Source organism: Microbulbifer donghaiensis (assembly GCF_900129095.1).
In the GTDB taxonomy this organism is placed as follows: Bacteria; Pseudomonadota; Gammaproteobacteria; order Pseudomonadales; family Cellvibrionaceae; genus Microbulbifer; species Microbulbifer donghaiensis.
Genome location: NZ_FQVA01000002.1, coordinates 375,668 through 388,290, shown reverse-complemented (window position 1 = coordinate 388,290; position 12,623 = coordinate 375,668). Strand labels below are relative to the sequence as shown.

Annotated in this window: 11 protein-coding genes and 1 pseudogene; 7 read left to right on the top strand and 5 right to left on the bottom strand. The window is 57.9% G+C overall.

The genetic code is table 11. From position 1 onward, the window contains the following. The first annotated feature begins 27 nt into the window (after positions 1 to 27). Positions 28 to 855 carry a hypothetical protein gene (locus BUC36_RS11970; RefSeq protein WP_073275410.1) on the top strand — a complete coding sequence of 276 codons (828 nt, stop codon included), beginning with the start codon at positions 28 to 30 and terminating at the stop codon, positions 853 to 855. Positions 856 to 1,268: 413 nt separating this feature from the next. Here BUC36_RS11970 and BUC36_RS11965 read toward each other — a convergent pair whose 3' ends face one another. Then, entirely contained in the window at positions 1,269 to 1,673 is a 405-nt protein-coding gene (locus BUC36_RS11965; RefSeq protein ID WP_073275408.1) for a hypothetical protein, read from the bottom strand. A 197-nt stretch (positions 1,674 to 1,870) separates the two neighbouring features. Here BUC36_RS11965 and BUC36_RS11960 point away from each other — a divergent pair, with 197 nt between their 5' ends. Then, on the top strand, positions 1,871 to 2,323 hold the full coding sequence (locus BUC36_RS11960; protein WP_073275406.1) for a methylglyoxal synthase: 453 nt from the start codon (positions 1,871 to 1,873) through the stop codon (positions 2,321 to 2,323). A 185-nt stretch (positions 2,324 to 2,508) separates the two neighbouring features. After that, entirely contained in the window at positions 2,509 to 2,931 is a 423-nt protein-coding gene (locus BUC36_RS11955; RefSeq protein ID WP_073275404.1) for an ExbD/TolR family protein, read from the top strand. A gap of 115 nt (positions 2,932 to 3,046) precedes the next feature. Here BUC36_RS11955 and BUC36_RS19310 read toward each other — a convergent pair whose 3' ends face one another. Together BUC36_RS19310 and BUC36_RS19305 are read right to left on the bottom strand one after the other, a co-directional pair. Further along, positions 3,047 to 3,283 carry a tryptophan 2,3-dioxygenase family protein gene (locus BUC36_RS19310; RefSeq protein ID WP_268778222.1) on the bottom strand — a complete coding sequence of 79 codons (237 nt, stop codon included), beginning with the start codon at positions 3,281 to 3,283 and terminating at the stop codon, positions 3,047 to 3,049. A gap of 78 nt (positions 3,284 to 3,361) precedes the next feature. Further along, positions 3,362 to 3,835, bottom strand: a pseudogene (locus BUC36_RS19305) (tryptophan 2,3-dioxygenase family protein); the annotation flags it as partial. 123 nt (positions 3,836 to 3,958) lie between these two features. Between BUC36_RS19305 and BUC36_RS11945 the strand changes: the two are divergent. The 4 genes from BUC36_RS11945 (at position 3,959) to BUC36_RS11930 (ending at position 9,552) form a co-directional block, all read left to right on the top strand. After that, positions 3,959 to 5,206 carry a Zn-dependent hydrolase gene (locus BUC36_RS11945; protein WP_073275400.1) on the top strand — a complete coding sequence of 416 codons (1,248 nt, stop codon included), beginning with the start codon at positions 3,959 to 3,961 and terminating at the stop codon, positions 5,204 to 5,206. A gap of 78 nt (positions 5,207 to 5,284) precedes the next feature. Continuing rightward, on the top strand, positions 5,285 to 6,205 hold the full coding sequence (locus tag BUC36_RS11940) for a dimethylarginine dimethylaminohydrolase family protein (RefSeq protein ID WP_073275398.1): 921 nt from the start codon (positions 5,285 to 5,287) through the stop codon (positions 6,203 to 6,205). A gap of 204 nt (positions 6,206 to 6,409) precedes the next feature. Further along, complete coding sequence (locus BUC36_RS11935; protein WP_073275396.1) at positions 6,410 to 7,189, top strand: enoyl-CoA hydratase; 780 nt, start codon at positions 6,410 to 6,412, stop codon at positions 7,187 to 7,189. A 521-nt stretch (positions 7,190 to 7,710) separates the two neighbouring features. After that, positions 7,711 to 9,552: a sensor domain-containing diguanylate cyclase gene (locus tag BUC36_RS11930; protein WP_234994978.1), complete on the top strand. Its 1,842-nt coding sequence runs from the start codon at positions 7,711 to 7,713 to the stop codon at positions 9,550 to 9,552. A 63-nt stretch (positions 9,553 to 9,615) separates the two neighbouring features. Here the strand turns inward: BUC36_RS11930 and glpQ are convergent, their stop codons facing one another. Further along, entirely contained in the window at positions 9,616 to 10,719 is a 1,104-nt protein-coding gene (gene glpQ / locus BUC36_RS11925; protein WP_073275394.1) for a glycerophosphodiester phosphodiesterase, read from the bottom strand. A gap of 144 nt (positions 10,720 to 10,863) precedes the next feature. Continuing rightward, the gene (locus tag BUC36_RS11920; protein ID WP_073275392.1) at positions 10,864 to 12,495 is read right to left on the bottom strand and encodes a long-chain-fatty-acid--CoA ligase; all 1,632 of its coding nucleotides are present in this window, start codon (positions 12,493 to 12,495) and stop codon (positions 10,864 to 10,866) included. Positions 12,496 to 12,623: the final 128 nt, after the last annotated feature.

Genomic DNA, 12,623 nt, shown 5'->3' with positions numbered 1-12,623 from the left:
GTGTTTTAAAGGCATTTTTACTCTGTAATGAATAAATTTAAGGTTTTTTTTACCGTAATTGCGTTTGTCTGGCTCTGGAGCTGCGGTTTTTGGGCAATTTTTCAATGTCTTTACACTGGCAATATTGCCTGGATAGGGCTTTTGATTAATGCGTGGGGGCTCCCGCTGTGGATGTTGCTGCGCTTCCTTTCGCCATACAAATATCGAGGTGATCAGCGCGAGCCTGTCGCATTTGCGGCAGTTTTGGCAGGGTTGGCAGTTGCGCTGCTTAGCGATAGTGAAAAAGGGATGCCGGTTTACCTGGCAATTTATAATCTTTTTATCGTGCTGATTTACCTGTTTCATCTCAGCGCCCTGCGTCACCCGGATTCACCGGATGTCGACAGCCTCTTCCCGCCCATGAAGATGGTCAACGGAGAGAGTTGGCACTCTGCGGATGCTTGTCGGCGGGGAGATTTCGAGGGTTTATTGCTGGTTTTTCTGCGCGGTAGCTTTTGCGCGGATAGCCGTGCGCAGCTGCTGGACCTGGCCCAATTACTGCCCGAGTTAGAGCGGCGGCAGATTGGCCTGGTGATATTCAGTACTGAGCCTCTTGGAAACTGGTCGCACTGGACGAAAGATTTGCCCGGGGTGATGTTTGTGCAGCTTGCGTCGGGGAGCGGAGAGAATCCCGTTGTTGTCGCAAGCGGTGGGTCTCCCCTTGCTCTGTGTGCGCACGTATCGCGGGCGGCGCGGCCGAGTCAGTGGTTGCTGGATCGCGACGGCTTTGTACTTTGGCGACATCTGCCCGGGAACTATCGCACCCCCGGCGATATAGGGCTGCTGCGGGGGCAGCTGTTCAGGTTGCAGGATTGAGCTTTTGTATGGCTGCCTTTATTAGCGGGGGCTGGCATAGCGTTTTGTCGCGCTCAGGCCCCGTCGCTTTGCCGCCGTGTAGTTTGTCGTCTGCAGATCGAATGATCTCATTGGGAGGTTCTACAGCCGGTGTTTGCTCCCAGCCTTTTTCCGTTGGGCGGGGGCACCCGTGAAGGGGAAACCCTGCAGCTCTTCCACTGTTCCTGATTCCACACGTTCTCCTTGCGCGACTGTACCGACTGGGCCTGCAGATATCGGTGTGCCCCTCCGTTAGGAGAATTATTGGGACAGTACTCGCGGCTTCCGGCCGGATTTCAGGCCTTGGGAGTGCATTGGTCGGGGGGCGACTGAAAGTAGTGGAAGCAGGGGGCTGGCGGGCTATCTGTCTGCCCGCCACTCATCAGGCGTGCGGATTAAAGCGGTCCGTAGGGAAGGTAGCGGTTGCTGGAGTTCTGTTTGATCCACAGGAGCTGTTCCCGGCTGAGCGGTGTCTTGCGTTGCCGCAGGGCTTTAGCCAGTGGAATTACTGCCGATTCCGCACCGGCATCCCACCCGGGCAGCTGCATTTCCGCCAGGGTAAAGAACTGGATCAGGAACCACAGCTGCTCGCTGTCCCAATGTTGGCTCTCATCGAGCCAGAGCTGTGCCGGCAGGCGTATCAGTCCAGAGGCCTGTCTGTCCGGTTCATGTAGCGCTTCCTGCAGAGGTTGCGGCATCTGCACGGCGAGAATCAGTCGCTTTAGCTGTTCGCGATTGATTTCATCGCTACTACTGTCTTTTAGTGGGCCGTTTTCCGGCTCCCAGGCTCCGACACTCATTATTTAACATCCTTAACCGGTGCGAATAGCGACGCATTATAGCTGTCCGCTGCCGATGTGGCAGGGGGAGACGCTAATTCCCCGGGGGAGGCCGGCGACGGAGACTGTGGGTAGAATATATGGCGTTGGGAGCGTGTCGGGTTGGCTCCCTGCCGCATCGCGGTAATATAGAAGCAAGTCACTGTATCGAGGACAGGATGGAATTTATTTCACAGCCTTTGCCCGCCAGGAAACGCGTGGCCCTGGTCGCCCACGACAATCGCAAGGGTGCACTGATCGAGTGGTGCAGTCGCCATCGGCAGCTGTTGCAAAGGCACCAGCTGTTGGGCACCGGCACGACCGGTAGCAAGATCGAGGCCGCGACCGGTTTGCAGGTGGAGAAACTGTTCAGTGGTCCAATGGGCGGTGATCAGCAACTGGGGGCGAAGATTTGTCAGGGTGAAATTGACCTGCTGATCTTTTTCTGGGACCCCTTTGAACCCATGCCCCACGACCCTGATGTGAAGGCCCTGCTGCGCATAGCGGCGGTGTGGAACATCCCCGTGGCCTGTAATTCCAGCAGTGCCGACATGATGGTGCAGTCGGCGCTGATGGAATCCGCGTTCGAGCGCGAGGTGCCGGATTACCAGGGCTACCTGGCCGGCCGATAATCGGAAGGTCTGTTCAAAAAGTGAGCGCGACCGACCTGTTGCGGTTGTAACTTATTGATATTTAAGCATTTTTTCTTGTTTGGGTACGTTGCACTTGCAATGCTGGCAAAATCACGGCAATCTTGCCCACCTGATTAGACCGGTCAATCCGGCGACATTCGCATTAGATAACTGTACGGTGTTTTATGAGTAGACGACGCGGTAAGGCCGTAGAAGAGGAAAAAGCAGATATTGACCTGACGCCTATGCTGGACGTCGTGTTTATCATGCTGATCTTTTTCATCGTAACGGCGTCCTTTGTTAAAGAGAAAGCGTTGGACGTAAACGTACCCGATCCGGATCAGACCCAGCAGACTCCGCCGGATCCGGACAAGCAGAACATCCTGCTGACCGTAAATGCCAACGACGAGATCTGGATGGGTGCCAGCCGTATTGACAGCCGTGCTGTTCGTGCTCGTATCGCCCAGCTGTACGCGGAAAACCCGCAGGCCATCGTAATCGTGCGTGCGCACAACAAGTCCAGCGCCGACACTTACGTCCAGATTGCCGATGCGGCCAAGGAAGTGAGTCCCGGTATCCAGGTGTCTCTGGTACCTTTCGAGAAATAAGTATTTCTCGAGTCAAAAAAAGCCAGCGATCGCTGGCTTTTTTTGTGTCTGCAATTCCCCTTCAAGTCACCCGCTCTTGCCCGCAGTGCCGGCAGGGGCTGGTGGGCCCCCTCGATCAGAATTCTGAACGGATAGCCCAGAGATCCGGGAATACCGGCCGGAACAGCGTGCCCTGCAGGTAACCTACGCCGGAGGAGCCGCCGGTGCCCATCTTGCTGCCGATGGTGCGTTCCACCATCTTCACATGGCGGTAACGCCACTGCTGCAGTGATGTGTCGATATCCACCAGTGCTTCGCAGATTTCGCTGACCAGCGGATCGTTGCGATAGACGTCGATCAGAATCTTCTGCACCGCGGGAGAGGGCTCCGCCACCTGACTGAAATCCCGCTTCAGTTCGTTTTCCGGAACCTTGTGTCCCTCATGGGCGAGGAACTTCAGGAAGGCATCCCAAAGGGTCGGTGCCTGCAGGCGCTTTTGCAGACGCTGGTAGTGGTCTGAACCGGGCTCGTAGTTTTCCAGCTTCTTCGCATCCTTGGCGCCGTACAGGAATTCCAGCTCGCGGAACTGGAATGACTGGAAACCGCTGGCCGTGGACAGGCGATCGCGGAACGACATGAATTCCAGCGGGGTCAGGGTTTCGAGGATGTCGACCTGCTGAATCAGTGTGCGATAAATGGTGTCCACGCGCTTCAGGGTATGCAGTGCGCGGTTGCGATCGCCGGCATTGAACAGGCGCACCAGGAAGTCCAGCTCATGCAATACCTGCTTGAACCACAGTTCATAGCTCTGGTGGATGATGATGAACAGCAGTTCGTCGTGTTCCGGGCCCTCGGAGAGTGGCTTCTGGCACTGCAGCAAGTCGTCTACTTTGAGATAGGAGCTATAAGTAACGGTCATGGAAAACTCACACCTGGTTGTATGTTGATCGGCTGCGAAACAATGCTCTCTTCAAACAGGTCCAATCAAAACTAAAATTTCAGAAATGACGTCAATGTTGGGGCCATTATAAGGTCCGGAGCTCCCTGAATGGAAAATACTGCACAAGATCTGCGTATCGACGGCGCCCGCCTGTGGGACAGCCTGATGGAGATGGCCAGGATCGGCGCGACGCCCGCCGGCGGCTGCAATCGCCAGGCGCTGACCGACGAGGATAAGCAGGGCCGGGATCTCTTCCTGCGCTGGTGTCGCGACATTGGCTGTGAAATCCGCATCGATCGCATGGGTAATATGTTCGCCCGCCGCGCCGGCATCGACAGCGCTGTGCCCCCGGTAATCACCGGTTCCCATCTGGATACCCAGCCGACCGGCGGCAAGTTCGATGGTGTCTACGGTGTGCTGGCTGGATTGGAGGTGCTGCGCACCCTGGATGAGCGGGGTATCAAGACCCGGGCGCCACTGGAAGTGGTGGTCTGGACCAACGAGGAGGGGGCGCGCTTTTCGCCGGCAATGATCGGTTCCGGCGTCTGGGCCGGCGAGTTCAGCCTCGACTATGGTCACAGCCGCACCGATAAATCCGGCGCAACCATCGGTGCGGAGCTCGAGCGTATCGGCTACCTGGGTGATGAGCCCGCGGAACCCAGGCCCATTACCGCCGCTTTCGAAACCCATATAGAACAGGGCCCGATTCTGGAAAAGCAGGATCAGCTTATCGGTGTGGTCACCGGGGTGCAGGGCATACGCTGGTACGACGTCACCTTTTGGGGCACCCCCTGCCACGCCGGCCCGACACCCATGGAGGACCGGCGTGATCCGGTGCAGGCCCTGGCCTGGCTGTGCGAGCGCCTTTATAGCGAAGTGAAGGCTTACTCAGGTGACGCCCGCATGACCTGCGGCGACCTGCGCGCTGAACCCGGCAGCCGCAATACGGTACCGGAAAAGGTGGTGCTGGCACTGGATTTGCGCCATCCGCAGCCGGAAGGCCTGGAGCACCTGCACCGCACCCTTTACCGGCTGGCGGAACAGGTTGAGGAAGCCACCGGCGCGGCCATAGACGTGCGCGAGGAGTGGCACTCGCCCCCGGTGGTTTTTGATGAAACCTGCATCGAGGCGGTCAACAGTGCGGTGAAGCAGCTGGGCTACAGCCACCGCCGCATGGTCTCCGGTGCTGGCCACGACTCTGTCTACGTCTCTCGTGTGGCGCCGGTATCGATGATCTTTGTGCCCTGTGCCGGCGGTCTGTCCCACAACGAGGCCGAATCCGCCGAGCCGGAGCACCTGGAAGCGGGCTGCAATGTGCTGCTGCACGCGATGCTGGCGAGAGCCGGCGTAGCCTGAAGCTGCTGTCTTCGAAAATTCCGCCAGCGAGTGTCGCAAGCGAGTTCGCCGGTAAGAACGAAACTGGAGCAGAAGCCAATGACAGAATTCACCTTAAAGCGCCGCCAAGACAAAGGCGGTACCCAGCCACTGGAAAACTGGGGAATGGACTCCGAGTACGGCCTGCTGCGCGACGTATTGATCGGCCCGGTGGACAACTTCCGTTGGCGCTCAGGCAACGCCAGTGCACGCCGCGCCGAGCGCCTCGGAAGGAAGTTCGATCACAAGGTGGCTGCGGCCCAGCATGCGGAAATGCTCGACGCCTATCGCCATTCGGGAGTAAATACTCACATCATTCCCGCGGACAGTGCGCTGCCATACCAGATTTATGGTCGCGACTCGTCGGTAATGACCCCCTGGGGCCCGATTATCACGCAGATGTACAGTCCCTGGCGCCGCGGCGAATGGGCGCCAGTCGTGAAAAAGTACGCGGCGCTGGATATCCCCATCTACGATGTGATCACCGCCGGTTCCCTCGAGGGAGGGGATTTCATGGTGCTGGAACCCGGCGTCATCCTGTGTGGCTATTCCGGTGAGCGCACCAGCCCGCAGGGCTTTGCGCAGATGAAGAGTTGGGTGGAAAAAGAGGGCTGGGAAGTAAAGGGCTACCCGTTTGATCCCTTCTTTCTGCATATCGATGTTTTGGTGGCGATGTTGGCGGAAAAACTCGCGGCCATCTGTGTGGACGCCGTGGAGCCGGAGCTGGTGCAGTGGTTCAAAAGCCGCAAGATCAGCATTATCGACATTCCCTTTCCGCAGGTACTGGAGCTGGGCGTCAATGTGGTCGCCCTCGGCAATGACCGCGTTATGCTGCCCAAGGCCAACCGGGGGCTTGCGGAAAAATGCCGCGCCCATGGCCTCGAGGTGATCGACCCCGATATCTCCATGATCACGCCGGGAGGAGGTGGTGTGCACTGCATGTGTCAACCGTTGCGCCGGGATTCGGTTATTCGCAAATAGCGCTGCAGCAGTGAGAGACGGCCGCTCGCGTCAACGAATGTGGTCGATTCTGAACTCGCCCGTGTGCCCGCAGCGGCTAATATGGGGGCTCTTGAAAAAGCGGCTAAAGTCCGCGGTCGCCGTGTCAGTTGCAACCGCGTTTGCGACTTGCCGCTCAGGGGGCGGTGACGCTGTCCCCGTGGTGTTCGCAATCCGGAGATCAACATGCAAAGCCCATGCGCAGAAATTCAGGCCCAGGTCCGCGACCGTATCCTGGAAATTACCATCAACCGTCCCGAGCGCAAAAACGCGCTGACCATGGCCATGTACAGTGCCATGGCCGAACTGCTCAACACGGCCGCGGCCAATAGCGAGGTCCGCGTTGTCATTATCTCCGGTGCCGAAGGCGTGTTTACCAGTGGCAACGATCTGATGGACTTCCTCGGCGGTTCCGCCTCCGCGGCCGACTCGCCGGTATTTCAGTTTATGGTTGCACTCTACAGTTTCCCCAAACCGGTAGTCGCCGCCGTGAATGGCCCGGCGGTCGGCATAGGCACCACCATGCTGCTGCATTGTGATATGGCTTTCGCCGGCAGCGACGCCATGTTCCAGATGCCGTTCGTAAACCTGGGGCTGTGCCCCGAATACGCTTCCAGTTTCTTCCTGCCGCGCCTCGCCGGGCACGCCAAGGCCTCCGAGCTGCTGTTGCTGGGCAAGAAGTTCGGCGCTGATGAAGCGGTGACATTGGGCATCTGTAATGCCGCGGTGCCCGCCGACGAGACCCTGGCCCGGGCCCGCGAGACGGCCGCCGAGCTGGCGGCAAAGGCGCCGGAAGCGGTGCGCTTGAGCAAGCAGCTGTTGCGCGCTGGCGGCTATGAGCGGGGGCTGGCGGTGATGAAGGAGGAGGGGAGTCACTTCCAGAGCCGCCTGACCTCGGAGGAATTCAAGGAGGCGGCGACGGCTTTCATGGAAAAGCGCCCGGCAGATTTCTCCAAGTTCGATTAAGCAAACTGGCCGCTCGTAGAGCGGTCATCAGGTTGCTGACAAAGTAATGCAGTCAAAATTTAAGGCAAAGTGCTAGGACGAGTATTTCGAACCGTCGGCGACAGGGCCAAAGGCGCCGTGAATACCTGGAGCGGCCGGACCGTCGCCGCCGGAGCTTACAGGGAAGTATTCACAGTGTTTCGAAATACTCGTCCTAGTGCTTGGCCGCCACCGCTTTTGGTCAGAACGGAATGCGGGGTTTATCAACAGTCTGATGGCCGTTCGTAGAGCGGTCATTTTGCCCTCACCTGTCTATTGTGTCGTTGATGCCGCCTGCCGGTCGCCATAGGGGAATCCCTCCGAGCTGTCTGTCGACTTATTCAAATTTCTTAAACTAAGGATCTGTAGTAACCTTCCGGGCTGCAGACCTCTGGATGTTTACCCAATAGCAATTGCATTGATTCCCTGCAGTCGCGACCGCTGGCGAATGCATCACGGCTTGAATAACTATGATAAGAAGGCACCTCAGACAGGGATTTGCTGTGCGCAGGAAAGCGCTCTCCGCTAAAGCTCCACTGATTCCACTGTTGGGCATGCTCCTGCTGTTTCTGGCTGTGCCTATCAGTGCCGCTGCCGCCGATCCCATAGCGGTCGACGGTCGCGAAAACGGTGATAAATTAACCGGGCAGCAGGAAACCTGGCACGACCCGGGCAATAGTCAGTCCCTGGCAAACGTGGTTGAGCTTTATGAGGGGGGGAGCTTTGGGCCTTTGCCTGGCGCTGGGTCGACCGGACTAAAAAAAGGTGCATTCTGGTCCCGCTTTGCTCTGCACAATACCACCGCCGCCCCGCTCAGCCTGGATATCGAATATGTCGATCACCAGCTGATTGAGTTGGCCGCCTTTCAAAGAAGCCGGGGGACAGCCGGCGACTATGAACATCTGCTCACCCTGTCGATGCGCGAACCCTTTGATCACAGGCCGGTTTCTCACAATCGTTTTATTGTTCCTGTAGAGCTGGCTCCCGGAGAGACAAGGGAGTTCATGTTCAAGTTCAGTTCCGATGAGGCGGGGTATGTCTTCCCGAGCATGCGCATCTGGACTCCCGACAATCTGCGCAGCAGCCACACTGTCGAGACCGCATCCATCGCCTTCCTGTTCGGCGGTTTCTTCTTGATGTCGATTTTTTCACTGGTTGGCGGTATCGCGACTGGCAGCCGGACATACTATGCCTATTCCATCTATGCGCTGTCGAAAATAACCGTCTGGGCGACCATTCTCGGCTATACGCACCAATATCTGATCCGCGACAATTTCGAGTGGCGTTACATGTCCATCAGTGGTGCGGTGACGATCTTATGCGGGCTCGTTTTCGCCCGCATTTTTCTGCAGACCCGGCGGTTCACGCCCAAACTGGACCGTGTCGTGTTGCTGATGATGGCAAACGCGAGTTTGCTGCTGATCGGCGCGCTGTTGTCCATCAAAGTCCTCGCCCTGATTACGATCACGCTTGCGCTACTCCTGTATCCGGTTATGCCGGTCGTCGGCCTGGTGCGCTGGCGGCAAGGGTCACGGGAAGCGATAGTGTTCGCATTGGCGTGGAGCCTGCTGATGATCGGGCTGGTCGTGCAGGCCTTCCGGGACCTGGGCTATGTGGAGCATAACTTCATCAACTACTATTGGCCGCCGTTTGCTTCGTTTACAGAAATGCTGACCATAATGGCGGCAATCGGCATCAAGGTTCGCCGCTTGCGCCAGGAAAAGCAGGTTGCGGAAAACCAGTATCGCAAGCATCTGGAGCGCTCCAAGGCCGAGTTGCAGGCGCTGGTCTGGGCTCGCACCCGCGAGCTGGAGGCCGCCAAGCGCCAGGCCGAAATGGAGGCGCGCACGGATCCTCTGACGGGTATTCGCAATCGCCGCAGTTTCCTCGCCGATTCCAGGCTCCATCTGAAGTTGGCGCAGCGACAGAGGCAGACGGTCAGCCTGCTGATGTTCGATATCGACCACTTTAAGTCTATCAATGACACTCATGGTCACTGCATGGGTGACGAGGCGCTGCGCTCCTTCAGCGAGACCATTCTCGGACAGATCCGTGAGACGGATATTTTTGGCCGGCTGGGAGGCGAGGAGTTTGGTCTGTTGATCACGGAAGACCGGCAGAATGCGCGATTGACCGCCGAGCGCCTGCGTGACTATATTGCCAAAATCCGGCTGAATACCGGCGAAGACATCCTGCAATTTACCTCGAGTATCGGCATCGCCTGCGGGGCGCCGGGGTGCACGATCGAGACTTTGCTAACACATGCCGACCGCGCCCTGTATGAAGCCAAGAGCTGCGGGCGGAATAAAGTGGCCGATTATCGCGAGGAGGTTACTGAGCAGTAGCCGGCGTATCGCGCCGGCTTTGCCGCTGTCTTTCCGGGGTGACGGCCGACTGCCAGCAATTTGTCAGTTGTGGCGATCGCCGGATGCTTCCCGTGTGAGGTAGGTCCTAACCCTGTCGGGGTGATCGGTAAAGAGACCGTCGACACCGAAACCGTGTACGGCAATATGCAGGAGTTGGCGAAAGGTCCCCACTTCCTTAGGTATTTCACTCGGATCGGCACGGATGGTATAAGGGTGTACCTGCAGGCTCTGCCGGTGCGCCTGCTGTACCAGTTCGGTGGTGTGCAGTTGGCCGCCCTCTATCCGTGCCAACATGCCCAGCCAGGGCCCGATGCCATCGGCGTAACTGGCGATTCTCTCCAGTCCCGCTGCTGTCAGCATCCAATCATAATCGTAATTGCTGGTTTTCCCGTCGACCTGCAGTTGCTTTTCTCCCCAGGCGGTGACCGCGATCAACTGAATCAGCGGCAGGTCCATGCCGAGGCGCGGCATCAGTTCCCGTTTGATGCGCTGTAGTTCCTCCGCATCAAAGCTCTGCAGGTAGATTTTCCGCTCCCTGCTGGTGTATCCGTACTCTTTCAGTTCGGCGAGGGTCAGCGCAGCGATGTCCTTACCTTCCATATGGTGAAAATAAGGTTTTTTGATCTCGGGGTAGATGCCGATATCGTAACCCAGTGTTTGGTTAAGCCCCTCTATCAGCTCGATTTCCTCTGCCAGAGTGGACAGTTGAAAACTCGATTGCCAAAGTGGAAAGCGGTTGGGGTACTTGGCGATGGTGCCCTGCTCGGTAGAAAGGAACGTGGAAGTGACGCGGAGTCTTTTCAGCTCGGCCAGCGTGAAATCGATGGTATAGAAGTGGCCGTCTGCCCTGGCGCGCCCCGGAAAGACTTCGGCTACGTCGGTGGTAGCGTCCAGGTAAATATCATGCATCACGATCAAGTGGTCATCTTTGCTGAGCACCAGATCCTGTTCGATAAAATCCGGCCGCATCGCATAGGCGAGTGCCTTGGCTTCCAGCGTGTGCTCAGGCAGGTATCCGGAGGCGCCCCGGTGGGCGATGACAATCGGTTGAGGCGGGCTGGGCGTCGAGGCCGTCGTTGCCATTGCGGGCAACGTTAAGGTCAGGCTGGCGACCGCGGCCAGTGCAGTCAAGGCAAATCTGATCATTGTGTTTGCGAATAATAGTTGCTGTTTCGGTTTGTTTTACTAAAAAAATATGACAGCAATATATCGGGGCAGGTGGGCTCGGCGGCTGCTGAGCGGGCGCATCCGCCGCGACCGAAATCGGGTCGCAGCGGATCTTGTAGCGAATTAAGCGGTAATTTCCTCTGGCCACTGATAATCGACAAACTGCATGCGCAAGTCCTTCTTGCTGATTTTGCCGGTTGCAGTGTGGGGGAGCTCGGTGACGACGATGCAATCATCCGGTATCCACCATTTCGCAACATTGCCCTCGAATTCGGCGAGAATCGCTTTCGGATCCAGCTCCGCTCCGGGGGTGGGGACGAGTACCAGCAGTGGGCGCTCCGCCCATTTTTCATGGGCAACACCAATAACGGCCGCCTCGGCCACGCCGGTCAGGGTCATGGCAAAGTTTTCCAGTTCAATGGAGGAGATCCACTCGCCGCCGGATTTGATCACGTCTTTGGTGCGGTCGGTAATTCCCAGATAACCCTTGGGGTCAATTGTCGCCACATCGCCGGTGTCAAACCAGCCGTCGGCGGTCAGCGCGGATTCCTCGGCCTTGAAGTAGCGTTCGCAGACCCAGGGGCCGCGCACCTGCAGCGCACCGAACGCAATACCGTCGTGCGGCAGGGGCTGGCCCTTATCATCGACGATGCGCATCTCGACACCAAACGCCGCGCGGCCCTGCTTGAGGCGCAGCACCCGGGCCTCATCCATGGGAATCGAGGCGGGAACGCGCGCATTGTAGGTACCAAGCGGGCTCATTTCCGTCATGCCCCACGCATGGTGCGTGTAAACACCATGCTTCTGTTCGAATTCCTGCATGATGGTCCACGGGCAGGCGGAGCCTCCGACCACGACACGATTGAGGCTGGGAATGGTCTCGCCGTTTTCGCGCAGATATTTCAGCAGGGCCAGCCATACCGTGGGTACGCCGGCGGCGATGGTGACACCTTCCCGTTGCATCAACTTGCTCAGGGTTTCGCCGCAGCCCATCTTGGGGCCGGGAAATACCAGTTTGGCCCCCACTGCCGGTACCGCGTAGGGGATCGACCAGGCGTTGACGTGGAACATGGGCACCACCGGCAAGACCGCTTCGCTGCCCTGCAATGCAAATACGTCGGGCATCAGTACACCGTAGGTGTGCAGTACCATGGCGCGGTGTGAATAGAGTACCCCTTTGGGGTTGCCCGTGGTTCCCGAGGTATAGCAGAGCGCCGCCGCGGAATCCTCGTCCAGCTGTGGCCACGCGAATTCGCTGGACTCGGATTCGAGCAGGCTTTCGTAGCAGTGAACATTGGGCAGAGTCGTATCGGGCATATGAGCCCGGTCGGTCAGCACCACAAAACCTCTGACTCCTGTGAGCTTTTCCGACAGGGCCTCCAGCAGCGGCACGAACATCGGGTCGATGAACAGCCAGCGATCTTCTGCATGATCAATAATATAGGCCAGCTGTTCCGGGAACAGGCGCGGATTGATAGTGTGGCAAACGAGGCCGCTACAGGAGGTGGCGTAGTAGAGTTCGAAGTGGCGGTAGTCGTTCCAGGCCAGGGTGCCGATGCGGTCACCCGATTGGGCGCCGAGTCTCTTCAGTGCATTGGCCAGCTGGCCGGCGCGCGCGAAGGCTTCACGATAGGTGTAGCGATGCTGCGGGTTGTCCGCGGTGACTGAAACAATTTCACTGTTGGGGAAATTGTTCTGCGCGTGACGCATGATTTCGGTAAGTGTAAGTTGGGATTGCATCATCATGCCGAACATGGCTTGCTCCTTATTATTATCTGTACTTTATTGTCGCTTCTCGTGCTGTGGGCCAAAGCGTTATTGTTATTAGCGGGCCCGGAGGTAATTCCTACTATCTCTCGCCGGAGTAGGCAGACGGGATGCAC

Coding starts and splice junctions, on each gene's coding strand:
- glpQ (WP_073275394.1), bottom strand. CDS start 10,719: ATGATCAGATTTGCCTTGACTGCACTGGCCGCGGTCGCCAGCCTGACC.
- BUC36_RS11970 (WP_073275410.1), top strand. CDS start 28: ATGAATAAATTTAAGGTTTTTTTTACCGTAATTGCGTTTGTCTGGCTC.
- BUC36_RS11920 (WP_073275392.1), bottom strand. CDS start 12,495: ATGTTCGGCATGATGATGCAATCCCAACTTACACTTACCGAAATCATG.
- BUC36_RS11960 (WP_073275406.1), top strand. CDS start 1,871: ATGGAATTTATTTCACAGCCTTTGCCCGCCAGGAAACGCGTGGCCCTG.
- BUC36_RS11935 (WP_073275396.1), top strand. CDS start 6,410: ATGCAAAGCCCATGCGCAGAAATTCAGGCCCAGGTCCGCGACCGTATC.
- BUC36_RS11945 (WP_073275400.1), top strand. CDS start 3,959: ATGGAAAATACTGCACAAGATCTGCGTATCGACGGCGCCCGCCTGTGG.
- BUC36_RS11940 (WP_073275398.1), top strand. CDS start 5,285: ATGACAGAATTCACCTTAAAGCGCCGCCAAGACAAAGGCGGTACCCAG.
- BUC36_RS11965 (WP_073275408.1), bottom strand. CDS start 1,673: ATGAGTGTCGGAGCCTGGGAGCCGGAAAACGGCCCACTAAAAGACAGT.
- BUC36_RS11955 (WP_073275404.1), top strand. CDS start 2,509: ATGAGTAGACGACGCGGTAAGGCCGTAGAAGAGGAAAAAGCAGATATT.